Below are 14,933 nucleotides of genomic sequence, written 5' to 3' on the forward strand. Positions count from 1 at the left end.
TTTACTTACTTTTTCTCACTGACGGAGCGATCGCACTTGGGTTTTGATTAAGTTAAAGCCAAAGCAAAAGTTGCTAAGGTCTGTTGGGAATTAAACCACAGTGATATTACGATTAACAACTTTATTAGAATTAAGAAGAGGTATTAATGGGGATTACAATCGATAAACCTCAAAAAGATGCAGATTTAGAACTAGACGATGCAATCCTTTTTGAAGGTACTGCAAGTACGAATATTGTTCAAGTAGAATTATGGGCTGATGACCGTTGGCTATTAGGTAAAACTTCAGCAAATAACGGCAAATGGTCACTCTCTTATGATTTTAATAGTGGTGGTACTCGGCGAATTATTGTCAAGGGATTTGATGCGAATAATCAGCTAGTTGCTAGTGACGACAATTGGCTTTTTTTAGATGCACTGGCAAAAGTTGATTTGGATATGAACTTGAGCGCCAATTTTAAACTTTGGGAATTTGTTATATCTCCGACAGCCGATTTACTAAGAGCTGATAACACACCAACGCCAGGAGAAATCAAAAATTTAGAAAGACTGTGCCAGCAAATCTTACAACCTGCACGGGACGCCTTGGGCGCATTAAAAATTAACTCTGGTTTTCGTTCAGGAGAACTTAACAGAGCAGTAGGAGGAGCTAGAAATAGTGCCCATCGTCAAGGCTTTGCGGCTGATGTCGTTCCAGTAAATGTAGGAACAAAAAAACTTGCAAAATGGGTAAATGACAATCGCGAGTTCGACCAAATTATTTTGGAATTTGGTAGTTTAGACAATCCGAGATGGATTCATCTTAGTGCCGATCCCAGAAATCGCAAGGAAGTTCTGAGAGCTACTTCTAGTGGTGGAGGAACTGTCTATAATGACATTCAAATTTAAACTTCAATATGTTTGTAGTAAGCGGCTTCAGCCCTGAAAATATTGCTTTAGCTACTTACTACAAGCTAATTTAAATCAAACCACTCCAGATTCAGAGAACACGGATAGATCAGAAATCGAAATTGTTCTAACAGATTTAAATATTGGAGGAATCATGAGCGAAAAAGTTGTTTCTAGAGAATATAAGGTTCTGCTCAAAAAGGAATTGTTTATTGGTAGTGAGCAAGAACTGTTAAAATCTGCCCAAAATTTTTGGCAAGCCTTTTCACAAGCTATTAATAATATTATTGGTGAGGTTAATGGCGATTTACAGCAGATTGCAGACCAGCGAATTATCAGATTTTATGATACTGATGAGTATCTTATATACAAGAATAGTTATATTCTTCGTGAAAGACTTGATGCTAATAATAATGAGAGGGAAGTTACTCTAAAATTTCGCAATCGAGATCGGTATATTTCTCAAGATCGCAATATGAATAGAGGAGAAGCGAAATTTGAGGAAGATATTAAAAATCCTTTTGAAGTATTATATAGCTTCTCAGATACGCAAATAATTTCTACGGACAATAAACTGAATAAAATACAAGATGCTACACAATTATATCCAGATTTGCTAGATAAAGTAAGTCTTTTAAAAGCAGAGCAGGAGATCAGAACGATAGGAGTTACTATTCGTGAAATAGTAATTAAAGGAGCGAAATTCCAGATTAGAAATGAACCCAGGCTAGACTCTAAATGTGCTTTGATTATTTGGTATAACAACAATCACGATCCAGAGAAGCCAGTAGCAGTTGAGTTCAGCTTTAAGTATGGCGATCAAAACGAAGTTTATAGTAGAAAAGTGGCTCAAAGGGCTTATGATGTATTCCATATATTGCAAGAAATACTAACGTATTGGGTAGATTTAGATTCTGATACAAAGACGGCTTACATCTATAAGTTAGACGCAAAAAATACATTTTTTCAATAATACTATAGGAGGACAGTAATTGTGGAAATATTTGTCAAGATACTCATAGGCATTATTGCATTCATACATATTGCTTTTCTAGTTGTGCAGATGTTTCTCTGGAAGAAAAAATTTGTTCAAGAAAAAATAGTCGGAGATTTCAGTTCAGAGGAAATTTCGGAAATTCTTGCTAAAAATCAAGGTTTATATAATGGATTTCTTGCTGCTGGCTTAATTTGGGGATTGTTTATATTACAAAAATTTCCACAAATTGAGCCTTCATCAATTGTGATTTTCTTTTTAATTTGTGTAGCGATCGCAGGTATTTTTAGTAGCATTACCTTGAAACGTCCAACAGCATTTTTAATCCAATCACTACCTGCAATATTGGCTTTATTCTTGCTGTGGTATCCTAATCTTTAAAAAATATTATGGAACTCATATTTTAATTTTGAAATACACGTAAAGTTTGCTTTACCTACCATATCCACGTTTTAGTGTGCAAAGCCAATCCTACATTAGTGTATGTTACAGCGCTTCCGGCTATTATGCAATACAGTTTTTCTCCTCGCCCTCTCCTATCAAAGCTTTTAGATTTGAGAATGTACCTTATAGCTGCCATAAGTGCTGTAATCAATAGAAAAAGTGTGAGTTAGTTTATAATTCATACTTGATTTGCTTGAATTTAAAACGCAAGTATTACCAAAAATAATAGGTTAATTTTCATAATGCAAGAAATACCAGAAGAAATTCAAAAGCAAATCAAAAGATGGCATCAAGATGCAGTGATATTACACTCCATTTACATAAGTTTAGGAGTAATTTCTATACTTTCATCCTTGATAGTCGCTACCTTTGTTCAAGAACTTGGAACATTTAGGACAAAAGTTTTTGCTGCAATTAGCGCAGCTTCTATTGGAATTATCAATACTACAGGTGTTGGACGAAAGGGTAACGGATTTCGTCAAGCTCAAAGACATTTAAAAGCTGAAACGATAAGATTCAGTGCCGGAAATAGTTCTATTGATGATTTAGCAAAAGCTTTTGCAGAAGCAGAATCGATGATAGGAGACGTAGAAATTAAGATACGAGATTCATCAGATTCACGACAATGATAATGATATTGATATTGAATCTAAACCTATACAACCTAGTCATTCAGGAAAAAATAAACTGTCCACTCATTTTCGGGTAGAACCTCTAAATCGTGAATTGTCCAGCGTACTCCCTCAATGGCTTGGTTCATGATTGTCCCCGTTTGGCTTGTTGCCTTCTTTGCTTAATTTTATCTTTCCTTTGGGCAAGGCAGTTATGGTATTTAAATTAGAACCATAATGAAAAGCAAAAGTTCAAGCGAAACTCTGTATGCTGACATTTACCGAACTTAAACCACCTAATGGCGATACCGCAGTTACTTTTACTCTGGCGCTGACAGCAGAAGAACGCACCCGCAGTCGTCATCGCTTTGAAACTGAAGATGGTAAGGTTGTGTTTTTACATTTACCCAGAGGAACTGTCTTACACGATGGTGATATTCTGCAAGAACAAACCCATAGCAATTTAATCAGAATTACCGCCAAACCAGAATTAGTGCTGACTGCCTTTGCCCAAACACCACTTTTATTATTACGGGCAGCATACCATCTGGGAAATCGCCATGTACCTGTAGAAATTACTCCGACTTATTTACGCTTGTCTTCAGATTCGGTTTTACGTTCAATGTTGGAACAATTGGGATTAGAAGTTAAAGAGGAAATTTTACCGTTTCAGCCAGAATTAGGAGCTTATGGACAACACCATCATGCTCACTGATAGTCATCTTTTGAGTATTTTACAGTTGGCTAGCCCCGCTTTGCCTGTGGGAGCATATAGCTATTCTGAAGGCTTGGAAATGCTGGTGGAGAATGGTACGATCGCTAACCACACACATCTCAAAGATTGGTTAAAAGCAGAGTTGCTCTACGGGGCAATTCGGTTAGAGGCAGCAGCGATGGTACGATCGCAGCAAGCCGCAAAAATTGCTGATGTTGAGTCCCTATGCCGTTGGAATCTGTGGTTATCCGCCGCTAGAGAAACAGAAGAATTACGCGCCTCTAGTTGGCAGATGGGGCGATCGCTCATCCAATTACTTGGTAAACTAGAATCGCAGATTGTACCTATTGCCAATGCTGTCGGTAATCCTTGCAATTATGCGATCGCTTTTGGCATTGCCGTTGCCCATTGGCAAATTAATATCAAAGCCGCATTACTGGGATATCTGCATAGTTGGGCAAGTAATTTAATTACTGCTGGCGTGAAACTGATTCCCCTTGGACAAACAGCAGGACAACGGTTATTGCTAGATTTGCAACCATTACTCAGTGCTGCGGCATTAGAAATTCTAGGGTTAGAGGACGATCAACTCGCGTGTTGTAGTTGGGGTTTGTCGCTAGCGAGTATGCAGCATGAAACGCAGTATACAAGGTTGTTTAGGAGTTAGTCATTGGTCATTAGTCATTAGTCAAAAACTAAGAACTAATAATCATCTACCAAGGGAAAGTGACAAAGGACAAATGACAAAGGAGAAATAAAAATGAATGCATTTCGAGTGGGGGTTGCTGGCCCGGTGGGTTCGGGGAAGACGGCTTTAGTTGATGGTTTGTGTAAGGGATTGCGTGAGCAGTATCAGATTGCGGTGGTGACGAATGATATTTATACTCAGGAGGATGCTCAGTTTTTGGTGCGTTCTCAGGCGTTGGCTAGCGATCGCATTTTGGGTGTAGAGACTGGTGGTTGTCCTCACACTGCTATCCGTGAAGATGCTTCGATGAATTTGGCGGCAATTGAACAGTTAGAGGAACGTTTTATCGATTTGGATTTAGTATTTTTGGAGAGTGGCGGTGATAATTTAGCTGCTACCTTTAGCCCAGAATTAGTAGATTTAACGATTTACGTCATTGATGTTGCAGCCGGCGATAAAATTCCCCGCAAGGGTGGCCCCGGTATTACTAAATCTGATTTGTTGGTGATTAACAAAACTGACTTAGCACCTTATGTTGGTGCAGATTTAAATGTGATGGAACGAGATGCTAAAAAAATGCGCGGCGATAAACCTTTTATTTTTACTAATTTGAAAACTCAGTCTGGACTTGCAGATGTAATTAACTTTGTTTGCACAAATATCTGTTAAAAATAATTTTATAACCCACGGAGGTGGGTTTTGTCTGTGTAGACGAGCCAGTGCGTTGGGCGGTTTTGCCGACTTGAAGCACCTAGCGTGCGGTTGCTAACCGCCCTTTCTATAAAGCCTTCAGATGACGACTTCGCACCCGTTCAGCACTACCAGTAGGAATTGCAGCAATTAATTTTTGCGTGTATTCCTCTTTGGGTTCTTGGTAAATGCTTTCGGCTGTCCCTTCTTCAACTATTTGACCGCGACTCATCACTAAAATGCGATCGCTCATAAATTTCACTACACTTAAATCGTGAGAAATAAAAATATAAGTAAGCTGAAAATCTGACTGTAATTCTTTGAGAAGATTTAATACCTGCGCCTGTACAGAAACATCCAGCGCTGAAACCGATTCATCACAGATGATAAACTTAGGATTTAATGCTAAAGAACGGGCTATGCAAATTCGTTGGCGTTGACCACCAGAAAACTGATGTGGATAGCGGTTAACTGCATCTGCACTCAATCCTACCCGTTCTAAAAGTTCCACTACTCGCTGGCGTCGTTGTTGCTTGGTCTTCCCAACGGCGTGAATCACCAAAGGTTCCATCACCGCATCGCCAACCCTCATCCGAGGATCGAGGGAACTAAAAGGATTTTGGAAGACTATTTGCATTTCCCGCCGCAGTTTTTGCAACGGTTCTCCTTTAAGGCTAGTAATATCTTGTTTCTCAAAGATAATCTGACCACTCATCGGCTCAATTAATCGCAGCAAGGTTCTGCCAAGGGTGGTTTTACCACAACCAGATTCTCCCACCAAACCTAGTGTTTCCCCTGGTTTGACATCAAAGGAAACGCCATTAACTGCCATATTGTAGCGTTTTGTCCCACCAAACACCCCGCGCACGGGAAAACCAACTTTCAGGTTGCGGATTTGCAACAGGGGTTCCAAGTCATTGAAGTTTGCCAATCTCGCGGCAATCTCTTCGGTGGTGACTTCTATGGGTTGTGCGGGTTCTTTCGCTTGAATTACTACTTGTCCCGTTGGTGTCTCTTCTGCACTCATATAGTCAGAAACGGTGAGTAACTTTTGGGGACGGCGGTTGAGTGTGGGGCGACAAGCGATCAAACCTTTAGTATATGGATGCTGGGGATTGCTGAAAATTTGCTGAGAAGTACCAGATTCGACAACTTTGCCTCTATACATCACCGCTACTTCGTCAGCAATTTCCGAAATTAGTCCCAAGTCGTGGGTGATAAAAATCATTGCCATGTCACGGCTTTGTTGCAATTCTCGCAACAAGTCCAAAATTGTGGCTTGCACCGTCACATCTAAGGCTGTAGTTGGTTCATCAGCAATTAAGATTAATGGGTTACAAGAAATTGCCATTGCAATCATCACCCGTTGCAACTGACCCCCAGAAAGTTCATGAGGGTAGCGTTCTAGCATGGCTTCTTTATGTTCTTTAACCAACTGTGACAACTTTGATGGTTCTAGTTTCGATGAAGTTTCGGTATACTGCTGTTGGATCTCCTCATCGCTAGGTAGGAGTTTTACTTCTTGCAGACCTGCGATCGCAATTTGTCTTGCTTGGGCTGCTGACACATTTTGATGTCGCACAATCGCTTCTGTTAGCTGAAACCCAATATCATAAACCGGATTAAGCGAACTCATCGGTTCTTGAAAAATCATGGCGATGTCGCCACCCCGGTGTAACTGCATTTGTTCAGGAGGCAATTTTACCAAATCGATTGCTTTGCCATTCTCCTGCGGACGAAACCAGATTTCACCGCTAGTAACTATACCGGGAGTTTGCAACAAACCCATCACAGCTAGGGCTGTCACTGATTTCCCACTACCCGATTCTCCTACTATTCCTAGAGTTTCACCTCGATGTAGGCTAAAGGAAATACCATCCAAAGCTCTGTTAATGTTGCCATCACCGGGAAATTCAACTTGTAAATTGCGAACCTCTAGGACAGTTTCTCTCATAGGAGTTGGGTAGGAATTCTAACTTAAAATTATTTGGATTTTAACAATAGTTTTGATCTATATGTCAGTAAATTTGGTTTTTTTGGCAGTTTTTCACATACTTCCACAATCAAGACGCATTTGCGATGTAGAACTGTTTGCAATCTCTGCAAATTGCGATCGGCTCATGAGTTTAGTGATGATTGCCCTGGCGATGCCTGCGGCGGGCTACGCCTACGCTAATCCCTGCTTCTACTTTTCAGAAACATTTGTCCTTACTTCGGCTAAATTATATCATATTTTGCTGAAATTGGCTAAATGTAAGAAGCTGAGGTAATGGAAATAGAGATTAAAATAGAGTTAGTAAAGGTAGGATTTACTTGATTAGGAGGTTCTATGATGACTTTACAAGAAATTATTAATTCTATTGAAAGTTTGCCCACAGAAGATAGAGAGTATTTATTTGAGTTTCTTCGCCAGCAACGAATTGAGAATCGGCGGGTTGAAATTTTGGCTAATACTCAGGAAGTAATGCAGGCTTTTAAGGATGGGACAGCTCATAGGGGAAGCGTTGATGACTTGATCGCCGATTTACTAGGAGATGATGATGGAAGTTGTCTGGAGTAGTGGATTTAAGCGCTCTTTTAGGAAGATTACAAAGAAAAACCCGCAATTAAAGAATCAAATTGTTAATGTATTAAGGCTTTTGGCAGATGATCCATTTACACCGTCTTTGAAGTCTCATAATTTAACAGGAAATTTAGCGGGTTTGTGGTCTTGTTCTGTTGCTTATGATTGTAGAATTATCTTTAATTTCTTTGAAGATGAGAAGTTGTTAGAAATGGTTATTTTATTGATTGATATTGGTAGCCATGATGAAGTTTATTAAATTGTAAAATAAAGGCTGAAGCTTGGGATTTAGAAATTAAAATTCTCTATCCCTAACTGCTCGATAAGCTAAACTAAGTGATGTCTCATAACTAGATGCAAAGTGTCAACGCAGGCAAAAAAATAGCACATCCTCAAGGATGGCTATTTGTAGAAATTGTTTAATGTAATGTTAGTTAGCAAATTGAATACAGGCTCAACTAGCAACTTTAGAACGGAATGTCATCTGGATCTGGTTCTTGCTCTTTCACTGCTGGATAAGTGGTTCGCTCATAATTTGTGGGTTGGGGTACGGGTTCGTAACTTGGCGCTGGGGTAGGTGCTGGACGTGCTGCTGACTCGTAAGTGGGAACATCCTTCTGTGGGGGACGAGATGCTGGAGGTGTTTGTCGTGGGGCAGTTTCAGTGAATGATGGAGTTACGGTTGCTGAGGGTAATGGATCAGTATCAAAACTACCTCCAACAGATTGAATTTGCTGCACCGTCAATTCAGCGCGTTTTTCTTTAAAACCTTCTTGACGCTCAACAGTATTCATCGTTAAACGTCCTACCAAGATGACGCGATCGCCTTGGTGGTAATTTTGCTGAATTTCTGTCGCTAAATTCCCCCAGCCGACAACTTTCAGCGTGGCTGGCGGATCTTCTGGTTTCTGGGAATTGGGAAACTGTACCAGCATTTCCGTGACTCCCAGATTATCCGCTGTATAGCGGAGTTGCGGCTCGTTAATAATTTCCGCCATTAAAACGCAACTGTTCATTAAAATTACTCCTGACTGCAAAAAGTGCTGATTGAAAAAGAGAGGGTTTTTCTATGTAGTGCCAATTAATATCTAGATAGGTTTAATTGTTTGCATTTTTTAATAATATTTGAATAAATTTTCTAACAGAATTTAGGACTCAGAATTCAGTATTCAGGAGAACACTTGATGAATGAATATACCAATCATAACTAAACTCCTTATCAATTCTGACTCCTGACTCCTGGGTGCTGAATTCTTTTTAGTCCTTTCTAGCATAAAAGCCAAGCGATCGCTTTGAACAGCATTGAGTATACCGTTCGCCACCTTCGCTTGACTAAATTGAGCATTCAATTCTGCATGAGTAGTATAATTGTACCACCCATTTAAGAAATAGAAAAAATTATTGGCAAAAATTAAGTCTTGACGTGAACCGGAAAAACACCCAAGGCGATCAACCTGGCGGGAAGGTCGCGCAAGATGGGTAAGCGCAAAAACGCAGGTGGTACAAAGGTGCGATTTGAGTTGAGAATCGGGGCAAATACCCGCTTTTGGATAAAAGTTTGAAACGCCTGAATGATGCGTGTAGGTAACTCGCGTTGACGTTGTACTTTTGCTAGGTCGCTAAGTTGTACTTGTTGGTTCTTGAGCGGTTTGCTGAGTGCATTCGCTGCAACGACAGCATCTTGAATGGCGTAGTTAATCCCAACTCCACCAACGGGGGACATTATATGAGCGGCATCACCGATGAGTAGCAGCCCTGGACGATACCAACGTTTGACAAAGCTGGACTCGACTGAGAGAAAAGCTACTTGTGACCAATCATGTAAATTTTGAATGCGTTGCTGGAATTCTGGCACTACTTCGACAACAGATTTTTTTAATTCTTCCAAACCGACAGCCCGTAATTGTTGATAGCCTCCCTTGGGGATGACATACGCAACTTGCCACTCATCACCACGATCAAGCATGGCGATAATATTACCTTGACCAAAGCGCCCCATTCCGCCCTCTGGGTCTTCTGGCTGACGCGGTAGGCGAAACCAGAGGACATCCATTGGTGGCGAGGTTTCGATGGATTCAAACTCACCCAAGTGGCGTAAACGTGAGTGGCGACCATCTGCACCCACTGTCAGTATTGCCCGGATTTCATGCCAGCCACCGCCTCCCCGATAGCGGACACCTTGAATTACACCATTTTCGGCAATTAATTCCTGTACATTCGCACCCATCACCAGATGGAAACTAGGATATTTTTGTGCTTCTTGGGTGATAAACTCCAGGAATTTTACCTGGGGAAGCATTGTAATGTATGGGTAGTGGGTTTTCAGATGACTAAAATCTGCGAATGTGACAGTATCTTGAGCAGTTTGAATACTAATTTGGCGCATTTTGGTATGGGGAAGTTGTAACAAGCGATCGCTAAGTCCCAATTCCTCCATAATTTCCATCACCGATGGATGAATCGTATCGCCACGAAAGTCGCGATCGAAGTCTTTGTGTGCTTCTAGCAACATCACAGAAATGCCTTGACGCGCTAACAACAGCGCTAATACTGCTCCTGCTGGGCCCCCACCCACAATGCAACAATCTGTGGTTTGTACGTCTACAATGTCATGGATAGGATTAATACTTGGGTCTTGGGAAAGATTTATAGGTACATCGGTAGTCATAACAACACCTCCTGATAGCCCTAAAATTTAGAATAGTTTGCTTTTTATGGTAAAAGCTGTTTTTTTAACTTTTCGTATTTACCCTAAACGTGTACTATTATGAGCGCTAAACTGTCATTGGTCATTGGTCATTAGTCATTGTGTCCCAAGTTATTTTAGAAAACGTTTATAAAAGTTTTTCCTCGCGTAAAGGGGAAAGTGTTAATTCACAAACCCAATCTCCCCTCACAACTGATGCAGCGCAAGAGCAATCGGGAAGTGTCAACGTCTTGCGGCGGATTAACCTGACGATCGCAGATGGCGAATTTATGGTGCTGGTAGGCCCTTCTGGTTGTGGTAAAAGCACCCTACTACGGTTAATCGCCGGGTTAGAAGTGATGACTGGCGGTAATATCTGGGTAGGCGATCGCTTGATCAACGACTTACCACCCAAAGAACGCGACATTGCAATGGTGTTTCAAAATTACGCCCTTTATCCGCACATGACTGTGTATGACAACATCGCCTTTGGGCTACGCCGTAGGGGAAGCAGGGGAGCAGAGGAGCAGAGGAGCAGAGGAGAAAATACTTCCTATCTTCGGACGTGGGCGGAAAATTTGTTTGTGGCGGCGACCAGAAAGTTACCTAAAGGATTGCGCTACACTTCTGACAAAGAACGGGCGGTGGATCAGCAGGTGCGTAGTGTTGCTCAACTGTTGCAAATCGAAACATTGCTGAATCGCTTACCCAAACAGCTATCTGGGGGGCAAAGACAACGGGTTGCATTGGGAAGAGCGATCGCGCGTGACCCCCAAGTATTCTTAATGGATGAACCGCTTTCTAACTTAGATGCCAAACTACGGGCGGAAACCCGCGCCCAAATTGTCAAATTGCAGCGCCAGTTGGGGACAACAACGATTTACGTTACCCACGATCAAACAGAAGCGATGACAATGGGCGATCGCATTGCGATTATGTCTGAGGGTAAAATTCAGCAAGTTGATTCCCCTCTAGAACTCTACAACCGTCCTGCCAACCTTTTTGTAGCAGAATTCATTGGTTCACCACCGATGAATTTTATTCCTGTAGAATTTCATGCTCCTCTGTTGATTACTCGTTCCCAGTTTCGTTTCACCCTTCCAGAAGTTTGGGGAAAAGCTTTACAAAAATATGATGGGAAAACTCTAATTTTAGGCATTCGTCCAGAACACTTTAACTTGAGTATGCCTGCTACCAAAAATCTACCAGTGCAAGTAGATTTGGTAGAGAATCTCGGCAACGATTCCTTTCTTGCTGTTAAGATTGCCGAACCGGGATCTCAACCTGCCACTACAGCCAATTACTTACAAGTACGAATACCACCAGACCGATTTGTACAACCTGGTGAGCAACTATGGTTATCTCTAACTCCAGAGAAAATTCACTTTTTTGACCCGGAAACTGAGTTAGCGATATTTCCCTAAAATTATGCACGTATAATTAATAAATCAAAATTTTCGTCACTGACTTGTACTGAGCGTAGCCGTTGGTGCAGCCTCTCGTAGAGAAGGGCACAGCGATGCACTGAGCTTGTCGAAGTGTCGAAGTAGCTTTGTCGTTGGCGCAGCGTCTTGTAGAGAAGTGCGGGCTACACCAACTCATTTGTTATTTCGGCGTACTCATTTGTTATTTCGGCGTACCCATTTGTTATTTCGGCGTACCCATTTGTTATTTCGGCATACTCATTTGTTATTTCGGCGTGTCCATAACGTACCCTACGAAACTACTAGAAGAGTTGAAACATAGTGCTAGCCATACTTGTGTGTACACCGTTGCCTCGCTTGCAGGAAGGGGTTCTTGTACCTCACTCAACCGAGAAACGCTATATTGTATTTTAATTCACATATCGTCTGGGTATTAGCAATGTAGCGTATGACAATGAATTCACCTTTTGACTCAGAAAGTCTGTGAATTTGTCCGTCAATCTCCAACTGTAATTCCCACAGGTGAAGAGGCTGCTTTTGTAGAGAATTTAGTCAGAAGTCGAGTAATTGAAAATTGGGAATCTCAAGATGAACCGGAACATTTTAGAACGATTCAGGATAGAATTTTAAAAAGAAATGAACAGAAAGCAGCATACTTGTTAGATTTATATCAACAAGTATGGCACTCAGACGAAATTGATATTGATAGTAGTATTGAACAGAGTGATTTACAGTTAGCGGGAATCGTTGTTAAACAAGAGAATAAATTAAAGGTTTATAACCTGATTTATCAAACCATTTTTAATAATTTATGGATTGAAAAAACTTTAGGCAGTTTGCGTCCTTATGCAGAGAATTATCGTCAGTGGATATTATTAGGAAAACAAGATGATTCTAGGTTATTGAGAGGAAATGCTTTAGTAGAAGCGTCAATTTGGGCGAGGGATAAAAGTTTAGGTTTTCAAGATCAAGAATTTTTAGCAGCTAGTCGTACACTACAGGAAAAAGAGGAACTAGCAGAAACAAAAAGACAGGCAGAATTAGAAATAGAAAGGAAAGAAAAGGAAGCAGCAGAAAGAGCTAGAGAAATTGAGGTTGAAGCCGAACAGAAAGCAGAAAAGCAACTAGAGAGTGCATCTAGTGACTTAGAAAGTCTTAAAATAACTATAGATGAAATCAATCAATCTATTGCTAAAATTAGGGAATTATCAGCAGTGGCTTCTCAACTGCAACAAAAAGGAGAAATAAACGAAGCCAATCAGTTTTTGAATATTGCAGGTGTAGTTTTACAAGATAAGATTAATAATTACCAGATGAAAGAAGCTTTATTAAATAGTGGGCTGGTTTTAGGGTATCAATATCTAGCTAATGCACAAAATGAGCAAAATAAAATAAAAGATTTAGAAAATGCTAAAGTAAATTTTAACAAAAGTCTGAAACAATTACTAATCATAGAAAGTCAAATTGGTAAAACTTCAGATAATTTAGTTACTTTAGTTCATTTTAATTATGTTAAAGGTAAATTAGAAGAACCTTTAGATAAAACTAAGGCTGTACAATATTACAAGAAAGCAATTGATTATATTAACGAGCTACAATCTAATGTTGATTTATTTACCTTAGACTTAAATATTCTCTACAATGGCAATGCTAATATTGTGGCTTTGCTATATCGTCAACTTAAAGAATTAGACGGTTCAACTACAGGTTACTACGCTCAGTTGTTAAAAAAACATTTATTGAATGAATTAGACTATTTAATGCAGCAACAAAGATGGAGAGAAGCAGATTCAAAAAATTGGCAGTTTATTCTCTATTCAGCAGGAAAGGAAAAACAAGGCTATTTAGATTTAACTGATGTCAAAAACTTTAATTGTAAGGATTTAAAACAACTAAATGCACTTTAGGTTAATAACTCTAAGGGGTATTTTGGTTATAGTGTCCAGAAAAAAATATATTTGGCTAGTGGAAATTCTCTCGATTTTAATTTGGAGAATGAAGAATGGAAAAATTGGAACGAGAAAGGGTATAGTGATTTTACAAAAAGAGTGGGATGGAAAGAAGAGGATGGGGAATGGAGAGGATATGAGGAATTACCCATGAACCTGAGGGATATAAGGGATAGGAGAGTCGAAGTATCTAGAATGGGTGAACTCCCTCTTATGGGATGGGTTAGAGGGATATGGGACGGGTATGATGAGATGGGAAACAGGTGGTGGGGAGGTAGTCTCCCGTGGGAGCGTTGGAGGAGGAGGAGATTTCAGGAGCGTATGGGGCGTTCGGGGATTGTGTGTTTCTTCATGCAGCAGAGACTTGCAAATTGTAGCAGATAAGGCTTTCAGAGAATTGTGGCATCCAAGTCGGTCATAGGTTCCATAATTACTAAAATCATAGAAAAAGCCTTCTTGCATTCCCGCAGCTTTCGGGTTCACGTGAACATACCGCAGCGTATTCAATGCCCGTTGATAGTCACTTTAGCGTATTCAATGCCCGTTGATGGTCACTTTTGTCAAATCCTGTGCTGTGATAACGTTTTTCCCAAAAATGTCCTGTACGGTTCAATATTCGATTAAAACACATTGCTGTGTACCAATTTATCCAGTGCATGATTTTGGGTAAATCGTTCGGTTGTGCTGGCTCAAGAAGGTAGTGGACATGGTTAGACATAATATATACGGCATAAAGCTTAAACTGAAACTTAGCCAATGCCTTTTTGAGAGCATAGAGAAACACCTGACGGCATTCGTGGCGCGTTAATTTAAACTCGCGGTTATTGCACCGAGTAGTGACGCGATCGCTGTATCCTAGTTTTAAGTCGCGCTGTGACCGTGGCATAAGAAAAATTGGTCATTCTCATACTTCTCCCCATAATATCTATGCCCTTTAATTTTTTTAATAAAACCCCAAAACCTGAACCCGCAGAGATGACTGGTTTAATCAAAATATCGGGATGTGATAACCCAAAGCGTTGCGGGGATGTGATTTTTGTTCACGGCTTAGGTGGTCACGCACGCGGAACTTGGCATCCGCAAGAACTACGCGACGATGATAATTTCTGGTTAACGTGGCTTGCACAAGAAAGACCAGATTTAGGTATTTGGTCTTTTGGCTACAAAGCTGAACCCTTTGAATGGAGAGGTTCAACAATGCCACTTTTTGACCGTGCTAGTAATTTATAGGACTTACGCATTGACAAAAAGAATCATCTATGGAGTCTAGATAATGCCATCA

Annotated in this window: 15 protein-coding genes and 1 pseudogene; 12 read left to right on the top strand and 4 right to left on the bottom strand. The window is 40.4% G+C overall.

Annotated elements, in window-relative coordinates; all coding sequences use genetic code 11:
* The first annotated feature begins 146 nt into the window (after positions 1-146).
* From HWQ39_RS08655 to ureG, 7 genes are all read left to right on the top strand, one after another.
* The gene (locus tag HWQ39_RS08655; protein WP_292843496.1) at positions 147-887 is read left to right on the top strand and encodes a D-Ala-D-Ala carboxypeptidase family metallohydrolase; all 741 of its coding nucleotides are present in this window, start codon (positions 147-149) and stop codon (positions 885-887) included.
* A gap of 154 nt (positions 888-1,041) precedes the next feature.
* Positions 1,042-1,860 (top strand): hypothetical protein, encoded by an 819-nt coding sequence (locus HWQ39_RS08660; RefSeq protein ID WP_292843497.1) that lies wholly within the window; start codon positions 1,042-1,044, stop codon positions 1,858-1,860.
* 21 nt (positions 1,861-1,881) lie between these two features.
* Positions 1,882-2,262, top strand: a complete 381-nt coding sequence (locus HWQ39_RS08665) for a DUF1304 domain-containing protein (RefSeq protein WP_292843498.1) — start codon at positions 1,882-1,884, stop codon at positions 2,260-2,262.
* Between the two features lie 305 nt (positions 2,263-2,567).
* Positions 2,568-2,954: a hypothetical protein gene (locus HWQ39_RS08670; protein ID WP_292843499.1), complete on the top strand. Its 387-nt coding sequence runs from the start codon at positions 2,568-2,570 to the stop codon at positions 2,952-2,954.
* A gap of 250 nt (positions 2,955-3,204) precedes the next feature.
* Positions 3,205-3,651: an urease accessory protein UreE gene (ureE, locus tag HWQ39_RS08675; RefSeq protein ID WP_292843500.1), complete on the top strand. Its 447-nt coding sequence runs from the start codon at positions 3,205-3,207 to the stop codon at positions 3,649-3,651.
* Positions 3,626-4,318 (top strand): urease accessory protein UreF, encoded by a 693-nt coding sequence (locus HWQ39_RS08680; RefSeq protein ID WP_292843501.1) that lies wholly within the window; start codon positions 3,626-3,628, stop codon positions 4,316-4,318. Before ureE ends, HWQ39_RS08680 begins: the two co-directional genes overlap by 26 nt.
* 93 nt (positions 4,319-4,411) lie before the next feature.
* Positions 4,412-5,008, top strand: coding sequence for an urease accessory protein UreG (ureG, locus tag HWQ39_RS08685; protein WP_292843502.1), 597 nt, complete (start codon positions 4,412-4,414; stop codon positions 5,006-5,008).
* A gap of 109 nt (positions 5,009-5,117) precedes the next feature.
* On the opposite strand, the gene HWQ39_RS08690 is transcribed toward ureG, so the two are convergent.
* Entirely contained in the window at positions 5,118-6,983 is a 1,866-nt protein-coding gene (locus tag HWQ39_RS08690) for an ABC transporter ATP-binding protein (protein ID WP_292843503.1), read from the bottom strand.
* A gap of 375 nt (positions 6,984-7,358) precedes the next feature.
* Here HWQ39_RS08690 and HWQ39_RS08695 point away from each other — a divergent pair, with 375 nt between their 5' ends.
* Together HWQ39_RS08695 and HWQ39_RS08700 are read left to right on the top strand one after the other, a co-directional pair.
* Entirely contained in the window at positions 7,359-7,589 is a 231-nt protein-coding gene (locus tag HWQ39_RS08695; protein WP_292843504.1) for a hypothetical protein, read from the top strand.
* Positions 7,570-7,851: a type II toxin-antitoxin system YafQ family toxin gene (locus HWQ39_RS08700; RefSeq protein WP_292843505.1), complete on the top strand. Its 282-nt coding sequence runs from the start codon at positions 7,570-7,572 to the stop codon at positions 7,849-7,851. Before HWQ39_RS08695 ends, HWQ39_RS08700 begins: the two co-directional genes overlap by 20 nt.
* A gap of 208 nt (positions 7,852-8,059) precedes the next feature.
* Here the strand turns inward: HWQ39_RS08700 and HWQ39_RS08705 are convergent, their stop codons facing one another.
* The gene (locus tag HWQ39_RS08705) at positions 8,060-8,608 is read right to left on the bottom strand and encodes a single-stranded DNA-binding protein (protein WP_292843506.1); all 549 of its coding nucleotides are present in this window, start codon (positions 8,606-8,608) and stop codon (positions 8,060-8,062) included.
* Between the two features lie 395 nt (positions 8,609-9,003).
* Positions 9,004-10,260: an FAD-dependent oxidoreductase gene (locus tag HWQ39_RS08710; protein WP_292843507.1), complete on the bottom strand. Its 1,257-nt coding sequence runs from the start codon at positions 10,258-10,260 to the stop codon at positions 9,004-9,006.
* Between the two features lie 140 nt (positions 10,261-10,400).
* Between HWQ39_RS08710 and HWQ39_RS08715 the strand changes: the two genes are divergently transcribed.
* Both HWQ39_RS08715 and HWQ39_RS08720 read left to right on the top strand, forming a co-directional pair.
* Positions 10,401-11,702, top strand: a complete 1,302-nt coding sequence (locus HWQ39_RS08715) for an ABC transporter ATP-binding protein (RefSeq protein WP_292843508.1) — start codon at positions 10,401-10,403, stop codon at positions 11,700-11,702.
* A 902-nt stretch (positions 11,703-12,604) separates the two neighbouring features.
* Positions 12,605-14,035 (top strand): annotated as a pseudogene (locus tag HWQ39_RS08720) (GUN4 domain-containing protein).
* A 136-nt stretch (positions 14,036-14,171) separates the two neighbouring features.
* Here the strand turns inward: HWQ39_RS08720 and HWQ39_RS08725 are convergent.
* On the bottom strand, positions 14,172-14,537 hold the full coding sequence (locus HWQ39_RS08725) for a transposase (RefSeq protein WP_292843509.1): 366 nt from the start codon (positions 14,535-14,537) through the stop codon (positions 14,172-14,174).
* A 41-nt stretch (positions 14,538-14,578) separates the two neighbouring features.
* Here HWQ39_RS08725 and HWQ39_RS08730 point away from each other — a divergent pair, with 41 nt between their 5' ends.
* On the top strand, positions 14,579-14,881 hold the full coding sequence (locus tag HWQ39_RS08730) for a hypothetical protein (RefSeq protein WP_292843510.1): 303 nt from the start codon (positions 14,579-14,581) through the stop codon (positions 14,879-14,881).
* The last annotated feature ends 52 nt before the right edge of the window (positions 14,882-14,933 follow it).

Source organism: Nostoc sp. NMS8, assembly GCF_017115045.1.
Classification (GTDB): Bacteria; Cyanobacteriota; Cyanobacteriia; order Cyanobacteriales; family Nostocaceae; genus Nostoc.

Bases quoted from the DNA above. Each gene is read 5' to 3' on its own strand.
- HWQ39_RS08655 (WP_292843496.1), top strand. From the start codon at position 147: ATGGGGATTACAATCGATAAACCTCAAAAAGATGCAGATTTAGAACTA.
- HWQ39_RS08660 (WP_292843497.1), top strand. From the start codon at position 1,042: ATGAGCGAAAAAGTTGTTTCTAGAGAATATAAGGTTCTGCTCAAAAAG.
- HWQ39_RS08670 (WP_292843499.1), top strand. From the start codon at position 2,568: ATGCAAGAAATACCAGAAGAAATTCAAAAGCAAATCAAAAGATGGCAT.
- ureE (WP_292843500.1), top strand. From the start codon at position 3,205: ATGCTGACATTTACCGAACTTAAACCACCTAATGGCGATACCGCAGTT.
- HWQ39_RS08680 (WP_292843501.1), top strand. From the start codon at position 3,626: ATGGACAACACCATCATGCTCACTGATAGTCATCTTTTGAGTATTTTA.
- ureG (WP_292843502.1), top strand. From the start codon at position 4,412: ATGAATGCATTTCGAGTGGGGGTTGCTGGCCCGGTGGGTTCGGGGAAG.
- HWQ39_RS08690 (WP_292843503.1), bottom strand. From the start codon at position 6,983: ATGAGAGAAACTGTCCTAGAGGTTCGCAATTTACAAGTTGAATTTCCC.
- HWQ39_RS08695 (WP_292843504.1), top strand. From the start codon at position 7,359: ATGATGACTTTACAAGAAATTATTAATTCTATTGAAAGTTTGCCCACA.
- HWQ39_RS08700 (WP_292843505.1), top strand. From the start codon at position 7,570: ATGGAAGTTGTCTGGAGTAGTGGATTTAAGCGCTCTTTTAGGAAGATT.
- HWQ39_RS08705 (WP_292843506.1), bottom strand. From the start codon at position 8,608: ATGAACAGTTGCGTTTTAATGGCGGAAATTATTAACGAGCCGCAACTC.
- HWQ39_RS08710 (WP_292843507.1), bottom strand. From the start codon at position 10,260: ATGACTACCGATGTACCTATAAATCTTTCCCAAGACCCAAGTATTAAT.
- HWQ39_RS08725 (WP_292843509.1), bottom strand. From the start codon at position 14,537: ATGCCACGGTCACAGCGCGACTTAAAACTAGGATACAGCGATCGCGTC.
- HWQ39_RS08730 (WP_292843510.1), top strand. From the start codon at position 14,579: ATGCCCTTTAATTTTTTTAATAAAACCCCAAAACCTGAACCCGCAGAG.